Raw genomic sequence first — 18,606 nt, 5'->3', positions numbered from 1 at the left:
GCCCCTCATTCGCTCAGGCTGAGGGGCTTTTTTTATCAGAAAGTTAAGGCGTAGTTCAGACCAAAGGTGCGACCCCGGCCCTTATATTCGTACAGCGATGGACTGCCATAGGTTGGGCTGTACAGCAATGGCGCGCGCTGTCCCCACAGGGTGGTGTAATCTTCATCCAGCAGGTTTTCAATGCTGAAGGTCAGTTTGCCCAGCGGGAGTTGATAGCTGCCAATAAAGTCCACGGTGTTATAGCCATCCAGCTTGTTGCCGCTGGCATCGGTGAGATCAAACGACTGTTGGGTCTGAACCCGCAGCGACCACGGCTCGGGCGCCCAGCCGACCCAGGCGGTGGCTTTGGACGGCGACGCGAGCGTTACGTCCCATTTTTCCCATTTCCCGTTCTTTTTCACTTCAGATTTCAGGACGTTAAAGTTCGCACCGAGACTCCAGTCAGTGTCAGGGATGAAGTAATCCGCCGCGCCTTCCACGCCGTAAATCCGGCGATCGTCAGGTTCCACGCGGATCGTCATATCGCTACGGTTAATCACAATCGACTTATCGGACGTCGAATAGTACGCCGCCAGCTGGGTACGCAGATTATCGCCGGTATAACGCCAGCCCAGCTCATACGAATTGACCTTGATCCCTTCGAGACGCGAATCCGCCACGTTCACGCTGCGCTGGAGCTGGTAATGATCGCCCACCAACTGGTAAGTGCCGTTGCCGTAGTATTTCCCGGGATCCGGTAGCTCAACGCCCTGGGAGAAGTTAAACCAAGTCTGCTGGCGTTCGGTGAGATGCGCCAACAGCCCGGCATTGAACAAGAAGTTGTCGTAATCGGTTTTGCCGCCAGGGATGACATCGGCAGAACTTGCTAAACCGTTGGCAATCCCCTGTTGCTGCGCGTAACCCACGAAATCATCAACGCGGTTTTCTGTCCATTGATAGCGCACACCACCGCTCAGAGTGAAGATGTCGTTAATGTCGTAACTGCTTTGCAGGAACGGAGCGAAGTTGGTGATGCTGTATCCGGGATAACGTCCGGTCGTGTAGGCCGTGCGATTGTCCATCCCGCCTGACGGCACAGACCAGGCCAGATCGAAGAACTTCTGGTTGGAGTCGAAGGTTTCATGATCCGCATCGACGCCCCACGTCAGCTCCCAGTTGTCCATCAACTGACTGTTGAGAGTGATTTTGGCTCCGAACTGGTCGGTATCCTGCTGCGACGCCGAGAAGCTGGTCACTTGACCTTTGCTGAGCGTCGGGAAGGGGTAGAACTTTAGCGACTCGTCGCGGTAATAGATTTGGCTGACCAGATTCTGGCCGAAGAAGTCAGCGTCAGAGTATTGCAGGCTGATCAGATGGCGCTCCGTCCCCGGAATACGGTCTGAACTCAGTCCGCTGCGTGTGCTGGCGGTGCCGCTACCGGTAACGGCGGACATGTTTTCGCCCAGGTATAACCCGTAATCTTCATCGCCCTGACTCTTATAGTACTGGGTGACCAACTGTATCTGGCGGTTGTCATCGATATCGAGGGTGCCGGTCCCCATTACGTCCAGACGATCGGAGTGCTGCAGGCCGGTTTGCGTGTTGTCGAGCATCAGGGCATCACCGTTACCGTCGTACCAGCCGCCAAAGCGCTGATAGGCTACGGACAGTCGACCAGACGCGCGATCCGTTCCACCGCTGACCGCGGCGGCAACGCGCTCGTCGTGATCGTTGCTGTTGTTAAAACCCGATTTGCTGCCCAGTTCAAGGTCAACCTGGCGGTCCGGCTGGCCTTTTTTGGTCACAACGTTGATTAAGCCGCCGGTACTGCCGCCGCCATATAGCGAGGTTGCGCCTGAAATGACCTCAATGTGGGCGATGTTAAAGGGATCGATAGAATCCAGCTGACGACTGTCGGTACGTGAAGAATTCAGGCGTACGCCGTCGATCAGCACGACAATCGCACGACCACGCATGTTCATTCCGTAGTTGGTACGTCCCTGGCTGCTGACATCGATGCCCGGAATCAGTTGCGCCAGCACGTCTTTGAACTCTTTGCCGCCCTGAACCTGTTGTTCAATCTCCTGGCCTTCAATGACCCAGGTGGTCTGTGCCATCTCGGCGACGGTTTTCTGGCTACGGTTAGCGCTGACGATGAGGTTTTCTTCTTCTGTTTGCGCCGCCGCAGCGGGCAGAGTCAAGGCTAACAGGACAGGGTTGAGAACCCAAAGACGCTTATTCATTCGCATTCCTTTCTGAAAATATCTGTGCAGGTGAAGGTTTTCACCGGTCGTAGCCGGCTGTTACATTGTGAAACAGATACAAAATCAAATGCGAATATTGCTGATAATAATTGTTATTATCAATGTTTTTTTACAAAAAAGTGAACCTAACTCAGTGATAACATTAGTTATTATGCGGGAATCATGGTGTGGAAGGACCGGGAAATGACGTTTCCCGGTCAACAAAGCGATCAGGTCTTCAGCAGTTCAGGCCACAGGCGTAGGGTAGTGTGGGTGATTTGCTGCAGCTTGTCGAAACTGGCGCCTTCCCGGGCGCTGATGGACATCCCCTGCAAAATGCAGCTCAGATACTCGGCAAGATATTGCACATTGCAGTGCACCGGGATCTCGCCGCGTTCCTGCCGTTGACGAAGAAATTGCGTCAGGGTTTGTTCCTGCATGGCGTGACGTGATTTCACCGTATGCGCAATATCGCGTGACGCGGCGGCAAGCGTCGCGGAGGTATTAATCATAAAGCAGCCAGCGGGGGTGTCTTTGCTGGTGAAACAGGTTGCCACTGCGGTGAAGTAATCCTCCAGTGCCGCTTCAACGCTTTTCTCTTCGCAGAATAACTGCGCTTCATGTTTTGCCGCGAAGCGGGCGATGTATCTGTCCAGCACCGCGCGGAACAGACCCTCTTTATTGGTGAATTCCGCATACAGCGTTGGCGCTTTCGCACCCGTCGCTTCAACAAGGTCAGAAAGCGATGTTGCTTCATAACCGTGCTGCCAGAAGAGTGTCATGGCCTTATCAAGCGCGGCTTCCCTGTCGAACACTTTTGGTCGGCCACGGCTTTTTTTAACACAACCTGTCGATTCAGTTGTCATGATGCCGTTGTACCTTAATGGGCTTAGTGAGCAACCATTATAAAAATAAACCCGCACAGGCTCCAGCGCATTCGTGAGAAAAAGTTTTTCTGCTTAGTTGTATGAAAGATAAGTGCTTTTGTTTTTATATAACGATCGTTATAAAAAATGAGTTGACGTGTGACCTGGATCACATCTATCATTTATCTATCGATCGTTAAGTAAATGCTTACGACGCCCAATCATCTGCAAAAGGTCACTATTATGAAAAACGTAAAAACCCTCATCGCTGCTGCTGTTCTGAGTTCACTGTCATTCGCAAGCTTCGCGGCTGTAGAAGTTCAGTCCACGCCTGCCGGTCAGCAAAAAGTCGGCACCATCTCTGCAAATGCAGGGACTAACCTGAGTTCATTGCAGGACGAACTGGCGCAGAAAGCGGATGCCATGGGGGCGAAATCATTCCGCATTACTTCTGTGACGGGTCCAAACAACCTGCACGGTACCGCGGTAATTTATAAATAAGCATTAACCCTCATTGATGCCTGCTGCTGCAAAATAACGTGATAAAAAAAGCCCCGCTGATTGTATTTCAGCGGGGCTTTTTCATGTCCGGAATCGTTACATCGACTGCTGATCCACCTCGCGATGGCGTCGGACATCGACCGGCATCCCGGAGCGAACGTCCATCACATGCTGCATCACCGCCGCGTCCGTCTGTGCGGAATCTTTAAACGATTGCAGAGTGCTGTTCAATACGATAGGCAGAACCTGCGGGTCATCATCTATATTTTTCGACAGCGGCTGGTGGACTTCGACCAGCCGCGTCCCGTCCGGCTCAACCGAGGCTTTGATCGGGGTATTGATGATATTCACTTTGGTGCCCGGTGTAACCTGTCTGAACAGGGTCTCAATATCGCCATCACGCAGGCGGATACAGCCAGAACTGACGCGCATGCCGATACCGAAATCAGCGTTGGTGCCATGCAGCAGATAGACGCCACCATACGCCGCTAAGCGAATGGCATGGTGTCCCATCGGGTTATCCGGTCCGGCAGGCACCACCGCCGGAAGGATAATTCCTTGCGCTTTATAGCGGGCACGGATATTCGCCGTCGGCGTCCAGGTTGGGTTGGCGCGCTTGTCGGAGACGGTCGTGACCATCGTTGGAGTCAGGGTATCACCGCCCAACTGGCCAATGCCGATAGGGTAGACGGTGACCGAATTTTTCCCCGGATGGTAGTAGTAGAGACGCAGTTCAGCCAGATTGATAACAATGCCTTCACGCGGAGCATCCGGTAGCAGCGTCTGCAAGGGGATGGTCAGCACGCTGCCCGCGCGGGGAACGTAGGGATCCACGCCGGGATTCGCCTGCAACAGCGCGAGAAAACCGACGTTATATTTTTTCGCGATGGCTTCCAGCGAACCTCCGTTATTTTCAACAACGTGGTACTTATTTTCCCCAACCAGTTTGCTGCCAGGCGGAGGAAGAGGCCAGGTATTCGCCTGTGCGGGAAGCGCAAGCGTAATGCTGGCGGCGAGCGCAAAAAAGGCCAGCCAGCGGGAAAGTCGCATCTTGTTCATTATCATCACAAATCAAAGGGTTATTATGCCAGAAGAATCCAATAATAATTATGGCGGGGCGGCGTGTCTTAAAATGCAAGGGAAGTGCAAAGAGTTGTAAAGATCGCGGAACCTTGCCTGATAGCGCGGCGCTTATCAGGCCTACGGCCAGGAATCGATGTGTAGGCCGGATAAGGCGCAACCGCCATCCGGCACCACTCAATCACGCTACGGCGTTTTCTTCCAGTTGCTGCATAAACTGACGCACCCAGTCCATCCGCGTTTTCCGCTCGGTCAGATCCTGGATGAACTTCAGTCGTGTCGGCCCGTCAAGACGGAAGTGCTGCGGCTGTTTTTGCAGCAGTCCAATCAGCCAGCCTGGGTTAACATGGTTCTTCTCGGCGAATTCGATAGTGCCGCCTTTCTCATTGCCTTCCAGTTTGCGGATACCCAGCTTCTGCGCCTGTTGACGCAAGCGGGCGATATCCAGCAGGGTACGCGCCGGATCGGACAGCAGACCGAAGCGGTCGATCAGCTCCACTTTGATCTCTTCCAGTTCATTCTCGCTCTTCGCGCTGGCGATACGCTTGTAGAACGACAGGCGGGTATTCACGTCCGGGATGTAATCGTCCGGCAGCAGCGACGGCATACGCAGTTCGACTTCAGTTTGCTGGCTGGTGAGATCTTCCAGCGATGGCTCGCGTCCGGCCTTCAGGGCATCGACGGCGTTTTCCAGCAGCTCCATATACAGCGAAAAGCCGATGGTTTCCATCGAACCGCTCTGTTCTTCCCCGAGCAGTTCACCTGCGCCGCGGATCTCCAGATCGTGAGTCGCCAGCGCAAAGCCCGCCCCCAGGTCTTCCAGCGAGGCAATCGCTTCCAGGCGTTTTTGCGCGTCGGTGGTCATCGCTTTGGGATGCGGCGTCAGCAGCCAGGCATACGCCTGATGGTGTGAACGTCCTACGCGGCCGCGCAACTGGTGTAACTGTGCCAGACCGAAATGATCCGCACGCTCGATAATAATCGTGTTGGCGGTCGGGATATCAATCCCGGTTTCGATAATGGTGGTACAGACCAGCACGTTAAAACGCTGATGGTGGAAGTCGTTCATCACGCGTTCCAGTTCGCGTTCGCGCATCTGCCCATGACCAATGGCAATTCGCGCCTCCGGCACCAGCTCCGCCAGCCTGTCGGCGGCTTTCTGGATGTTCTCGACATCATTATAAAGATAGTAGACCTGCCCGCCGCGCAGCACTTCGCGCAGAATTGCCTCACGGACCACCAGTGCATCGTACTCGCGAACAAACGTTTTCACCGCCAGACGCCGCGCTGGCGGCGTGGCGATAATCGACAGATCGCGCATGCCGCTCATGGCCATGTTCAGCGTACGCGGGATTGGCGTGGCGGTCAGCGTCAGAATGTCCACATCGGCGCGCATCGCTTTGATCCGCTCTTTATGCCGCACGCCGAAGCGGTGCTCTTCATCGACGATCAGTAGCCCCAGATCTTTCAGTTTCACATCGCTTTGCAGCAGTTTATGCGTACCGATCAGAATATCAATTTTCCCTTCGGCAACCTGTTCCAGGATCTGCGCCTGTTCTTTGGCGCTACGGAAGCGGGAAAGCATTTCGATGCGCACCGGCCAGTTGGCAAAACGGTCGCGGAAATTATCAAAGTGTTGCTGGGCGAGCAGAGTGGTTGGCACCAGCACCGCCACCTGCTTGTGGTTTTCGACCGCGAGAAACGCGGCGCGCATCGCCACTTCGGTTTTACCAAATCCAACGTCACCACACACCAGGCGGTCCATCGCCAGCGGCTGACACATGTCGCTAAGTACAGCGTTAATCGCCTGTGCCTGGTCGGGGGTGGTTTCAAAGGGGAAACCGTCGCAGAACAGTTGATACTGCTCGCGATCGTGTTTGAAGGCGAAGCCCTCTTTTGCCGCGCGCTGGGCGTAGATGTCCAACAACTCGGCTGCCACGTCGCGCACTTTCTCTGCCGCTTTTTGTCGCGCGCGTGACCAGGCGTCGCCGCCGAGTTTATGCAGCGGTGCGTTCTCTTCTGCGCCTCCGGCGTAACGGCTGATCAGATGCAAAGAGGAGACCGGGACGTACAGTTTGGCGTCATTAGCGTAGGTGAGCATCAGATATTCACCTTTGATCCCGCCCGCTTCCAGCGTGGTCATCCCGGCATAGCGTCCAACGCCGTGCTCCAAATGCACCACGGGTTGACCCGGATGCAACTCTGCCAGGTTGCGGATCAGCGTATCCGGGTTAATCGTGCGGCGCGAATCCTGACGACGGCGCGCCACGCGCTCGCCCAGCAGGTCGCTTTCACAAATGAGTGCCAGATGGCGCGTCGTATCGATAAACCCGTGCTCGGCAGCGCCAATCATCAGGTAGCGTCCAGCCTCCGTCGCTTCATCCAGACGCATAATGCGCTTCGGCGCGACTTTGATTCTGGCGAGCAGTTCACCCAGAGATTCACGGCGGCCTTCACTCTCAACCGAGAAAATCACCGGCCCGTTGAAGGTCTCGAGGAATTTGCGCAGCGCATCCAGTGGTGATTTTTGCTGCGCCTGAACCGCGAGATCCGGCAGCGACTGGAAGCCTAAGTTGGTATTAGCCGCCTTGGCGGGAAGGTGGTCGGTTTTGAGCTGCACGCGCGGCCAGCGTTTGAGTTCAGAAAAGAGCTCATCGACACGCAACCAGAGGGACTCCGGTGGCAGCAGCGGACGCATCGGATCCACGCCACGGTTTTCGAAACGCGCCAGCGTATCGGCCTGGAAACGCTCGGCGCTGTTTTCTAAATCGCCAGTATTGACCACCAGCGTATTGGCCGGGAAATAGCTAAACAGCGGCGGCAGCGGCTCGCTGAAAAACAGCGGCTGCCAGTATTCGATCCCCGCCGGCAAAGTGCCTTTGCTGACCTGTTGATAAATATGCTCTGCGTCGCGCTTCACCTCGAAGGTATCGCGCCACTGGCTGCGAAACAGTTCGATCGCCGTTTTGTCGGTTGGGAACTCGTGGGCGGGCAGCAGATTGATGGCGTCGACTTCTTCCAGCGTGCGCTGGGTGTCCGCGTCAAACAGGCGCAGACTGTCAATTTCATCGTCGAAGAAATCCAGACGATAGGGCTGTTCGCTGCCCATAGGGTACAAATCCAGCAGCGCGCCGCGGGTAGCGTATTCGCCATGTTCCATGACCTGATCAACATGCCGGTAACCAGCGCTGTCGAGCTGTAAACGCAGGGCATCGCGCGATAAACGCTGGCCTTTTTTCATCACCAGCGCATGACCGTGCAGATAGCTGTGCGGGCAGACGCGCTGCATCAGGGTATTGACCGGGACGATCAGCACGCCGCGCTGCATCGACGGTAACTGATACAGCGTGGAGAGACGTGAGGAGATAATTTCCTGATGCGGGGAGAAACTGTCGTAGGGCAGTGTTTCCCAGTCCGCGAGGCTCATGACCATCTGATCGGTAAACTGACGGATTTCATCATGCAGGCGCAGCGCGTTTTGCATATCGGGCGCCACGAGCACGACGGGACCATCATGACGTTCGGCAATTTCCGCCACCAGTGTGGCGCAGGCAGCCCCGGTCAGTTCACCTAACAGGCGCTGATCGCCCGCTTTCACGGGCAGCGTGTAACGTTGTTGTTCAGGCATTCGGTTGTCAGAATCTCTTTTAGGTAGTCGTCTGATAAGCAATGCCCTTTATTATCCGTGATCGCTCCTCATTAGCAAATTGAATCGCCCTCACCGGAGGGCGAAAAGTTTAGCGGGAATAGCTAACGGTTTGCGGGCGAGAAGGGGGAGAGAAGAGGATATCGCCGAACAGGTCCTGCGACACTTTACGCATGGCAAGACCCAACAGCGTGCACACCAACAGACTGGCAAACGGATAGACCAACAACAGGGCCAGTTCCAGTTCGGGGGACCAGCCGGCGGCATTGATTTGCGGGATCAGCAGCAGGCTGAACGCCTCGACCAGAATGCGATGCGTGGTATAAATCGCGATAGTATTCGAACCGATCACGTTAAGCAGACTGGATTCACGCATACCGAAGCGCTGCTCATACTGATAAAACAGCTTCATGATCAGCACAATAGAGACCAACGACAGCAGCAATGAGACGTTAAACAGCCATGCGGCGATAGCCAGCACGAAGGCAGCTGCGCAGGGCAGCGCATATCGGCGCAACGGCACTTCTTTAATCCCTGCCATCAGCGGGACGCCAAACCAGGCGCCAAGGCTGTAATACGGCAGGTTGCGGATCACACTGTTCATTCCCCACCACGGGGTGGCAGAAAAGTTGACCGTCACGCTCAGTACAACAAACAGGGCGAACAGCGGCACGGCCCAGCGGCTGAACACTTTACAGACTATGAAATAGACAATGAGCGCATACAGATACCACAGGCTGGTGCTGGCAGTCAGCATGCCGTGAAGGAACTGGCTAACGGAACTGGCGTAAGCGGCGTTGGACGCATGAAGCAGATCGCGTGACGGCGCCAGCCAGTTGTTCAGGGCGTTGAGCGCCAGCCACTGGACCACACCCCACAGCGCCAGCACCCAGAAAATACTCCAGATTCGCTTATTAACGCTTTCTTTCCAGCTCACGCTGTCGATGTAGCGGCGAATCAAAAAGCCCGAGATAAAGAAAAATACCGGCATGCGAAACGGGGCGAGATAGAGATTAAAGTAAACCCAGCATTTCGACAGCAGCTGTGAAAGGGGCAACTGGAAGTGGGTCAGATGCGGGTAAAAGGTGATGACTGAGTGATAGATGACGACCAGACAGATACATAACCCTTTGATTTGATTAATCCATAGTTCTTTCTTTTTCATCAGGACAGCACGCTCGCGTTATTCAACATAGCCTGTGATCCTGCGGGGTGACTCTGGTGCTGTAATGCGTAACATTCTGTTTTTTGTTTTTTTTAAGAAAAGGATCAGGGTCAGCGAGGACGGTATCCTGCGCCTGTCGCGCGGTGGATCCCTTTCAACTGTGTACTGACGAACACTTACGGTTCAGGCGTTTACCCATGCGGCTTTCGCTTATATACTCGTGACTTTGCTAACAGCAACCAGACGGATTTCATGTACCAACCTGTCGCTCTATTCATCGGCCTGCGTTACATGCGCGGGCGTGCAGCAGATCGCTTCGGTCGCTTTGTCTCCTGGCTTTCCACCATCGGCATTACCCTTGGGGTGATGGCGCTGGTCACGGTTTTGTCAGTGATGAACGGTTTTGAACGTGAACTGCAAAATAACATCCTGGGGTTGATGCCCCAGGCCATCCTTTCTGCGGAACAAGGCTCTCTGAATCCACAGCAACTGCCGGAAAGCGCTGTAAAACTGAACGGTGTCAATCGTATTGCGCCGCTGACAACCGGCGATGTCGTGCTGCAAAGCGCGCGCAGCGTGGCGGTCGGGGTGATGTTGGGTATCGACCCGGCACAAAAAGATCCGCTTACGCCGTATCTGGTCAATGTGAAGCAAACCGATCTGCAGCCAGGTAAGTATAATGTCATCCTCGGTGAGCAGCTCGCAGGCCAGTTGGGGGTTAATCGTGGCGATCAGATCCGCGTGATGGTGCCGTCTGCCAGTCAGTTCACGCCGATGGGCCGTCTGCCAAGCCAGCGTCTGTTTACCGTGATCGGCACCTTTGCAGCGAACAGTGAAGTCGATGGTTACCAGATGTTGACCAATATTCAGGACGCCTCGCGCATCATGCGCTACCCGGCCGGGAATATCACCGGTTGGCGTTTGTGGCTGAATGAGCCGCTGAAGGTGGACTCGCTCAGTCAGCAGACGTTGCCGGAAGGGACGAAATGGCAGGACTGGCGCGAGCGTAAAGGCGAACTGTTCCAGGCCGTGCGGATGGAAAAGAACATGATGGGGCTGCTGTTGAGCCTGATCGTAGCGGTTGCCGCGTTCAATATTATTACCTCGTTGGGTCTGATGGTGATGGAGAAGCAGGGAGAAGTGGCTATTTTGCAAACGCAGGGGCTGACGCCGCGACAGATCATGATGGTCTTTATGGTACAGGGGGCCAGCGCCGGGATTATTGGCGCGCTGCTGGGTGCCGCGCTGGGTGCGCTGTTGGCCAGTCAGCTCAATACCCTGATGCCGGTGATCGGTATCCTGCTGGACGGTGCGGCGCTGCCGGTGGCGATCGAGCCGCTGCAAGTTATCGTCATTGCGCTGGTGGCAATGGCCATCGCGTTGCTTTCCACGCTTTATCCTTCCTGGCGCGCTGCCGCTACTCAACCCGCTGAGGCTTTACGTTATGAATAAGATCCTGTTGCAATGCGACAAACTGTGCAAACGCTATCAGGAAGGTTCCGTGCAAACCGACGTGTTGCACGATGTCAGCTTCAGCGTGGGCGAAGGCGAAATGATGGCGATTGTCGGCAGCTCCGGCTCCGGCAAAAGTACGTTGTTGCACCTGCTGGGCGGGCTGGATACCCCGACCTCCGGCGATGTCATTTTTAGCGGTCAGCCGATGAGTAAACTGTCGTCGGCGGCGAAAGCGGAGCTGCGTAATCAGAAGCTCGGCTTTATTTATCAGTTCCACCACCTGCTGCCGGATTTCACCGCGCTGGAAAACGTGGCGATGCCGCTGCTGATTGGCAAACACAAACCGGCTGAAATTAACGCACGGGCGCGTGAAATGCTGAAAGCGGTAGGGCTGGATCATCGTGCCAGCCATCGTCCGTCTGAACTCTCCGGCGGTGAGCGTCAGCGCGTGGCGATTGCCCGCGCGCTGGTCAACAACCCGCGACTGGTGCTGGCGGATGAACCAACCGGTAATCTGGATGCGCGCAACGCCGACAGCATCTTCCAGCTTCTGGGCGAATTGAACCGCTCGCAGGGCACCGCGTTTCTGGTCGTCACTCACGATCTGCAACTGGCGAAGCGCATGAGTCGCCAACTGGAAATGCGTGACGGACGCCTGACGGCAGAACTGAGCCTGATGGGGGCGGAGTAATGGCCTCGCCTTTATCGTTATTAATCGGTCTGCGCTTTAGCCGGGGACGGCGGCGCAGCGGTATGGTATCGCTGATTTCGGTGATCTCGACTATCGGTATCGCGCTGGGGGTGGCGGTTCTGATCGTCGGCCTGAGCGCGATGAACGGCTTTGAGCGTGAGCTGAACAACCGCATTCTGGCCGTGGTGCCGCACGGCGAGATTGAAGCGGTTAATCAACCGTGGACCAACTGGCGCGACGCGCTGGAGAAGGTACAAAAGGTGCCGGGTATTACCGCCGCAGCGCCGTACATCAACTTTACCGGACTGGTGGAGAGCGGGGCGAATTTGCGCGCTATTCAGGTAAAAGGCGTGGATCCGCAGCAGGAACAGCGTTTGAGCGCGTTGCCCTCGTTTGTGCAGAATAACGCCTGGGCTGATTTTAAAGCTGGTGAACAACAAATCATTATCGGTAAGGGCGTTGCAGACGCGCTGAAGGTGAAGCAGGGGGACTGGGTCTCCATCATGATCCCCAATTCAAATGCCGATCATAAGCTGATGCAGCCGAAACGCGTGCGGCTACACGTTGCTGGCATTTTGCAGTTAAGCGGTCAACTGGATCACAGCTTCGCGATGATCCCGATGGCCGATGCCCAGCAGTATCTGGAGATGAACAATACGGTTTCCGGCATCGCGCTGAAGGTCAACGACGTTTTCAACGCCAACAAACTGGTGCGTGATGCTGGTGAAGTGACCAACAGCTATGTTTACATCAAGAGCTGGATTGGCACCTATGGCTATATGTACCGCGATATCCAGATGATTCGCGCCATTATGTATCTGGCGATGGTGCTGGTGATCGGTGTCGCCTGTTTTAACATTGTCTCAACATTAGTGATGGCGGTAAAAGACAAGAGTGGCGATATTGCGGTATTAAGAACGCTGGGGGCGAAAGATGGCCTGATCCGCGCCATTTTTGTCTGGTACGGTTTGCTGGCAGGACTGTTCGGCAGCCTGATCGGCGTGGTCATTGGTGTGGTGGTTTCGCTACAGCTGACGCCAATCATTAACGGCATCGAAACGCTGATCGGCCATCAGTTCCTTTCCGGGGATATCTATTTTATCGACTTCCTGCCATCCGAATTGCACTGGCTGGATGTGATTTACGTGCTGGTCACCGCACTGTTGCTGAGTTTGTTGGCGAGTTGGTATCCGGCGCGGCGCGCCAGTAACATCGATCCTGCAAGAGTACTTAGCGGCCAGTAACCATAATTGCGTGAGAGATACACAACAACCTCCCTGTGACCAGAACAGCGGCCGCCTGAAGGATGAAGTGTATAAAACAAGGAGCGGCAATGTATTACGGGTTTGATATTGGTGGGACAAAAATTGCGCTAGGCGTCTTTGACAACGAGCGGAAATTACGGTGGGAAAAGCGTGTTCCCACGCCGCGCGACAGCTATGACGCTTTTTTAGAGGCTGTTTGCGGGCTGGTGGCGGAAGCCGATCAGCGTTTTGGCGTGAAAGGTTCGGTGGGCATTGGCATCCCCGGAATGCCGGAAACCGAAGATGGCACGCTGTACGCCGCGAATGTCCCTGCTGCCAGTGGCAAACCCCTGCGCGCCGATCTTAGCGCGCGCCTTGATCGCGACGTTCGTCTCGACAACGATGCAAACTGTTTTGCCCTGTCTGAAGCCTGGGATGATGAATTCACCCGCTATCCGCTGGTGATGGGCTTGATTCTGGGCACCGGGGTGGGCGGCGGTTTAATCCTCAACGGAAAACCGATTACCGGGCGCAGTTACATTACCGGCGAGTTTGGTCATATGCGTCTGCCGGTCGATGCGCTCACCCTGATGGGTCTCGATTTCCCGTTGCGCCGCTGTGGCTGCGGTCAACTCGGCTGTATTGAAAATTATCTGTCCGGGCGAGGATTTGCCTGGTTGTATCAGCATTATTATCATCAACCGTTACAGGCGCCTGAAATCATTTCACTGTGGGAGCAAGGCGATGAACAGGCGCGGGCGCATGTTGAGCGTTATCTGGATTTGCTGGCGGTGTGTCTGGGAAATATCCTGACTATTGTCGATCCGGATTTGGTCGTCATCGGCGGCGGATTGTCGAATTTTACCGCCATTACCACCGATCTGGCGGACAGACTACCGCGTCATCTGCTTCCCGTGGCACGAGTGCCCCGCATTGAGCGAGCACGACATGGTGATGCCGGTGGGATGCGTGGTGCTGCATTCTTACATCTTACCGATTAATCAAAAGAGGTTGCTATGCTGTCGCGTCGGGGTCATCGGTTAAGTCGATTTCGGAAAAACAAACGCCATCTGCGCGAACGCCTTCGTCAACGGATCTTTTTCAGAGACAGAGTGGTACCGGAAGTGATGGAAAAACCAAGAGTTTTGGTGCTTACAGGGGCAGGGATCTCCGCGGAGTCTGGTATTCGTACCTTCCGCGCTGCTGATGGACTGTGGGAAGAACACCGGGTTGAAGATGTGGCGACGCCGGAAGGCTTTGCCCGTAATCCCGCGCTGGTGCAGTCATTCTATAATGCCCGCCGTCGGCAATTGCAGCAGCCTGAAATCCAGCCTAATCCGGCGCACATCGCGCTGGCAAAGCTGGAAGAGGCATTGGGCGACCGCTTTTTGCTGGTGACACAGAATATCGATAACCTGCATGAGCGGGCGGGTAACCAGAACATCATCCATATGCATGGCGAGCTGTTGAAAGTGCACTGCTCGCAGAGCGGACAAATTCTGGAGTGGACGGGCGATGTGACGCCGGAAGATAAATGTCACTGCTGCCAGTTTCCTGCGCCGCTGCGTCCGCACGTGGTGTGGTTTGGTGAGATGCCGCTCGGGATGGATGAAATCTATATGGCGCTGGCCATGGCGGATGTTTTTATCGCCATCGGCACCTCCGGACACGTTTATCCGGCGGCTGGTTTTGTCCACGAAGCGAAGCTGCATGGCGCGCATACGTTTGAGCTGAATCTGGAACCAAGCCAGGTCGGCAGTGAGTTTGAAGAAAAATATTACGGTCCGGCAAGCCAGGTTGTACCTGAGTTTGTGGAGAAGTTATTGAAAGGTTTGTAATAAAAAGGCCCGGATTTTCCGGGCCTTTTTGCTGGATTAGCGTCCTGCTTTTAGCTTCTGATAATACTCTTCGTAGATCGTGCTGGCGGAGCCTACATCGTTCTGCCATTCGCCTTTGCTGATGGTTTCTGCATCCGGATAGAGTGATTTATCGTTGGCGATTTCCGGGCTTAACAGCTTACGTGCCGCCAGGTTTGGCGTCGGATAGCCGATGGTTTCCGCCACTTCTTTCGCCACATCCGGGCGCAACAGGAAGTTGATCAACTTCAGCGCGCCTTCTTTGTTTTTGGCGTTTGCCGGAATTGAAAGGCTGTCCATCCAGAAGATCCCGCCTTCTTTCGGCCAGACTACTTCCAGCGGCGTACCGGCCTGACGGGCGACGAAGGCAGAGCCGTTCCACACCATCCCCAGATTCACTTCGCCTTCCATATACGGATTCGCCGGGTTGTCGGAGTTAAACGCGGCAACGTTAGGCATCAGCTTTTTCAGCTCGTTATAGGCTGCTTCAATCTCTTTAGGATCGGTGGTGTTGCCGGAATAGCCCAGTTTACGCAGCGCCATCTGGAACACTTCGCGCGCATCGTCGGTCAGCAGCAGACTGCCTTTGTATTCCGGTTTCCACAGGTCAGCCCAACGGGTGACGGTTTTCGGGTCGATGCTGTCGCTGTTCACGCCAATGGCCGTCGCGCCCCAGATGTACGGAATGGAGTAGTCGTTGTTGGGATCGAACGGCTTGTTCAGCATCTCCGGATCGAGATTGTTGAAGTTGGATAACTTCGACTTATCAATCTTCTGAATCATGCCTTCTTTACGCATTTTATCGACATAGTAAGTCGATGGCACGACCAGGTCATATGCGCCGTCTTTGTACGTTTTGAGCTTGGCGTACATGGTTTCATTCGACTCGTAGGTCGAGTAAATAACCTTGATGCCGGTCTCTTTAGTGAACTGTTCCAGCAGTCCTGGCGGAACATACTCGGTCCAGTTGTAGAAATAGAGTGTTTTACTGTCGTCCGCGTGCGCAGCGCTGATTCCCATGACGAGAGCGCCTGCCGCGAGCAGGTGGCGTGACCATTTTTTCATTTTAACGTCCCCTGAACTTTAGTTTTATCACGAGCAATAAGTTGGCTGGCGATCACCAGAACCAGCGATAACACCAACAGAATGGTCGCCAGCGCATTCACCTCCGGTGAAACGCCGACTTTCACCATTGAGTAGATCTTCAACGGTAGAATTTCATAACCCGGCCCGGTGACGAACGACGAAACCACCACATCGTCCATCGACAGGGTAAAGCTCAACAACCAGCCAGCGGCGACTGCTGGCATCGCTAATGGCAGAATGATTTTACGCAGGATAGTCATTTCGCTGGCACCCAGATCTTTTGCTGCTTCCAGCATCCGCACGTCAAACCCCTTCAGCCGCGAATAGACCGTCACAACCACGAAAGGCAGGCAGAAGGTGATATGTGAGAACAGTAGTGACCAGAAGCCCAACTGAATGCCCAGCAGCATAAACAGCACCAGCAGTGAAATCGCCATCACGATATCCGGCGACATCATGACCACAAACAGCATCCCGCTGACGAACGGCTTGCCGCGAAAACGGTAGCGATACAGCGCCACGGCCGTTAACGACCCGATAGCGGTGGCGAACGTTGCGGAAAAAATCGCCATCGTCAGCGAATGTTGCGCCGCCTGCAGCAGGCTATCGTTGTTCATCAGCAGGCTATACCATTTGGTGGTAAAGCCCTGCCAGTTAATGCCAAAGCGCGAGCTGTTAAAGGAGTTCACAATCAAAATAATGATCGGAATATACAGGTACGCGTAGATAGCGGTCATGAAACCGCCGCGAAGCAGACGACCGATCATTCGAGTTCTCCCTTTTTGTTCAGCAATCGGGAGGCGCGCCAGTAAACCAGCAGCATCAGGCCCATCACAATCGTCAGGGTAATGCTGGTTGCGGCACCAAACGGCCAGTCGCGGATATTGAGGAACTGAACTTTAATCACGTTACCGATCAGCAGGTTTTTCGCGCCGCCCATCAGATCGGAGACGTAGAACAGTCCCATCGCGGGCAGCATTACCAGCAGGCAGCCCGCAATAATCCCTGGCATGGTCAGCGGAATGATGATCCGAATAAAGGTCTGCAATTTACTGGCACCCAGATCTTTTGCCGCTTCCAGCAACGGTCTGTCGAGTTTCTCAATGCTGGAATACAGTGGCATCACCATAAACGGCAGCAGGGTATACACAAGACCAATAATGACTGCGCTCGGGGTAAACATAATGCGCATCGGCGTATCGATCACCCCGAGCCAAAGCAGAAACTCGTTCAGGTAACCCTTGGTGCTAAGGAAAATTTTCAGCCCGTAGATGCGGATCAGCGAGTTGGTCCAGAAGGGAACAATCAGCAGAAATAGCAGCAGTGGGCGGACTTTCTCTGGCAGTCGCGCCAGAAACCAGGCAAATGGATAGCCGAGCACGAGGCAGGCGAGGGTGGCGATCAGCGCCATATTCAACGAGTGCAACAGCACTTCAAAATAGAGCGGATCGAGCAGGCGCGCGTAGTTGTCCAGCGTAAAGACCATTTTGACGAAGCTGGCATCGTCGCGGGTCAAAAAGCTGGTACCAATGATCATCAGGTTGGGCAGAAAGACAAACAACACAAGCCAACCGACGATAGTGACAATCACCACATTCTGGAATTTACTTGTGTTCTTCATCAGCCAGTACGACCTCCCAGCTTTCTACCCAGTTAATGGCCATTTTCTGGTCGAGAGAGTGGTCAAAGTCCGGGTCATCTTCGTTGAAGAATTCGCTGACCATCACCATCTTGCCATTTTCCAGTTCAACCACCGACTCCAGCGTCATACCTTTATAGTTACGTTCACGGACATAGCCGATCAGGCCGTCAATGTGGTTGTCATCGTTGATTTCATCCACGCGCAAATCTTCCGGGCGTAACAGAACGTGCAGTTTCTGTCCTGGCTCAACGGCGAAGTTGACGTAGATATTGCATTCACGGCCTTCGACGTTAGCACGAACGCGCTGTTCGTCCAGACGCTCGATCACCGTGGCGTTAAACATATTGATTTCGCCAATGAATCCGGCGACGAACAGGTTTTTCGGCTCTTCGTAAATTTCACGCGGCGTGCCGTCCTGTTCGATGCGCCCATCGCGCATCACGACGATGCGATCGGACATGGTCAGGGCTTCTTCCTGATCGTGCGTCACGAACACGAACGTGATGCCGAGCTTACGCTGCAAGGCTTTCAGTTCGTTCTGCATCTGCTTTCGCAGCTTATAGTCCAGCGCGGAGAGGGATTCATCCAGCAGCAACAGGCGGGGTTTATTGACCACAGCACGGGCAATCGCTACGCGCTGCTGTTGGCCGCCGGAAAGTTGATGTGGTTTACGCTGTGCAAACTCTTCCAGTTGCACCATCCGCAGGGCTTCCAGTACGCGTGGCGTGATGTCGGCTGCAGGGGTTTTCTGCATACGCAAACCGAAGGCCACATTTTCAAAAACAGTCATGTGGGGGAATAGCGCATAGCTTTGAAAGACGGTATTCACATAACGGTTTTCTGCCGGTACGTGAGTGATATCCTCGTTATCGAGCATGATGTGCCCGGAATCTACGGTTTCCAGACCGGCAATCAGGCGCAAAACGGTTGTTTTACCGCAGCCAGAAGGGCCAAGCAGCGTGAGGAACTCGCCATTATTGATTGTCAAATCCAGTTCAGAAATGACCTCTTTTCCATCGAAGCTTTTGCTGATACCTGACAAAAGAACCAGCGGTGAAAGCGAACGCGGTTGTTTATTCAATTTTTTACTCTGTCCCATGTAGACGCAACGGATGGCTGACCGAAGCGGGGTTTGTGGTTGACCACCTTGGT

General features: G+C 54.5%; 15 protein-coding genes. 6 read left to right on the top strand and 9 right to left on the bottom strand.

What is annotated here, in order from left to right:
* Positions 1–35: 35 nt before the first annotated feature.
* Together OGW13_RS21935 and comR are read right to left on the bottom strand one after the other, a co-directional pair.
* Positions 36–2,222 (bottom strand): TonB-dependent siderophore receptor, encoded by a 2,187-nt coding sequence (locus tag OGW13_RS21935; RefSeq protein ID WP_044257981.1) that lies wholly within the window; start codon positions 2,220–2,222, stop codon positions 36–38.
* Between the two features lie 230 nt (positions 2,223–2,452).
* Positions 2,453–3,088, bottom strand: coding sequence for a TetR family copper-responsive transcriptional repressor ComR (gene comR / locus OGW13_RS21930; RefSeq protein ID WP_043000966.1), 636 nt, complete (start codon positions 3,086–3,088; stop codon positions 2,453–2,455).
* 243 nt (positions 3,089–3,331) lie between these two features.
* On the opposite strand from comR, the gene bhsA reads away from it, so the two are divergent.
* Complete coding sequence (bhsA, locus tag OGW13_RS21925; RefSeq protein ID WP_043001950.1) at positions 3,332–3,589, top strand: multiple stress resistance protein BhsA; 258 nt, start codon at positions 3,332–3,334, stop codon at positions 3,587–3,589.
* A 96-nt stretch (positions 3,590–3,685) separates the two neighbouring features.
* Here the strand turns inward: bhsA and ldtC are convergent, their stop codons facing one another.
* The 3 genes from ldtC to OGW13_RS21910 form a co-directional block, all read right to left on the bottom strand.
* Complete coding sequence (gene ldtC, locus OGW13_RS21920) at positions 3,686–4,651, bottom strand: L,D-transpeptidase LdtC (RefSeq protein WP_044254958.1); 966 nt, start codon at positions 4,649–4,651, stop codon at positions 3,686–3,688.
* A 199-nt stretch (positions 4,652–4,850) separates the two neighbouring features.
* A complete protein-coding gene (gene mfd / locus OGW13_RS21915) occupies positions 4,851–8,297 on the bottom strand; it encodes a transcription-repair coupling factor (protein WP_287116472.1) in 3,447 nt (1,148 codons plus the stop codon).
* A gap of 109 nt (positions 8,298–8,406) precedes the next feature.
* Complete coding sequence (locus OGW13_RS21910; protein ID WP_287116471.1) at positions 8,407–9,480, bottom strand: acyltransferase family protein; 1,074 nt, start codon at positions 9,478–9,480, stop codon at positions 8,407–8,409.
* Positions 9,481–9,732: 252 nt separating this feature from the next.
* Between OGW13_RS21910 and lolC the strand changes: the two genes are divergently transcribed.
* The 5 genes from lolC (at position 9,733) to cobB (ending at position 14,708) form a co-directional block, all read left to right on the top strand.
* Positions 9,733–10,932: a lipoprotein-releasing ABC transporter permease subunit LolC gene (lolC, locus tag OGW13_RS21905; protein WP_043000963.1), complete on the top strand. Its 1,200-nt coding sequence runs from the start codon at positions 9,733–9,735 to the stop codon at positions 10,930–10,932.
* A complete protein-coding gene (lolD, locus tag OGW13_RS21900) occupies positions 10,925–11,626 on the top strand; it encodes a lipoprotein-releasing ABC transporter ATP-binding protein LolD (protein ID WP_043000962.1) in 702 nt (233 codons plus the stop codon). Before lolC ends, lolD begins: the two co-directional genes overlap by 8 nt.
* Positions 11,626–12,870, top strand: coding sequence for a lipoprotein-releasing ABC transporter permease subunit LolE (lolE, locus tag OGW13_RS21895; protein ID WP_043000961.1), 1,245 nt, complete (start codon positions 11,626–11,628; stop codon positions 12,868–12,870). The genes lolD and lolE overlap by 1 nt, the downstream gene beginning before the upstream one ends.
* A gap of 89 nt (positions 12,871–12,959) precedes the next feature.
* A complete protein-coding gene (nagK, locus tag OGW13_RS21890) occupies positions 12,960–13,871 on the top strand; it encodes an N-acetylglucosamine kinase (RefSeq protein ID WP_043000960.1) in 912 nt (303 codons plus the stop codon).
* Between the two features lie 15 nt (positions 13,872–13,886).
* Positions 13,887–14,708, top strand: a complete 822-nt coding sequence (gene cobB / locus OGW13_RS21885) for a Sir2 family NAD+-dependent deacetylase (RefSeq protein WP_287116470.1) — start codon at positions 13,887–13,889, stop codon at positions 14,706–14,708.
* Between the two features lie 36 nt (positions 14,709–14,744).
* Here cobB and potD read toward each other — a convergent pair whose 3' ends face one another.
* Genes potD through potA form a run of 4 tightly spaced genes read right to left on the bottom strand, consistent with a single transcriptional unit; the run spans position 14,745 to position 18,553 of the window.
* Positions 14,745–15,791: a spermidine/putrescine ABC transporter substrate-binding protein PotD gene (gene potD, locus OGW13_RS21880; protein WP_044254924.1), complete on the bottom strand. Its 1,047-nt coding sequence runs from the start codon at positions 15,789–15,791 to the stop codon at positions 14,745–14,747.
* On the bottom strand, positions 15,788–16,579 hold the full coding sequence (gene potC / locus OGW13_RS21875; protein ID WP_043000957.1) for a spermidine/putrescine ABC transporter permease PotC: 792 nt from the start codon (positions 16,577–16,579) through the stop codon (positions 15,788–15,790). Before potC ends, potD begins: the two co-directional genes overlap by 4 nt.
* A complete protein-coding gene (gene potB, locus OGW13_RS21870; protein WP_287116469.1) occupies positions 16,576–17,433 on the bottom strand; it encodes a spermidine/putrescine ABC transporter permease PotB in 858 nt (285 codons plus the stop codon). The genes potC and potB overlap by 4 nt, the downstream gene beginning before the upstream one ends.
* Entirely contained in the window at positions 17,417–18,553 is a 1,137-nt protein-coding gene (gene potA / locus OGW13_RS21865) for a spermidine/putrescine ABC transporter ATP-binding protein PotA (RefSeq protein WP_043000955.1), read from the bottom strand. The genes potB and potA overlap by 17 nt, the downstream gene beginning before the upstream one ends.
* Positions 18,554–18,606 lie beyond the last annotated feature (53 nt).

It is taken from the genome of Citrobacter sp. Ca225, from assembly GCF_030337175.1.
GTDB classification, from domain to species: domain Bacteria; phylum Pseudomonadota; class Gammaproteobacteria; order Enterobacterales; family Enterobacteriaceae; genus Citrobacter_A; species Citrobacter_A amalonaticus.
The sequence above is the reverse complement of the archived record's forward strand: the minus strand, read 5'-3'. Positions and strand labels throughout refer to the sequence as shown.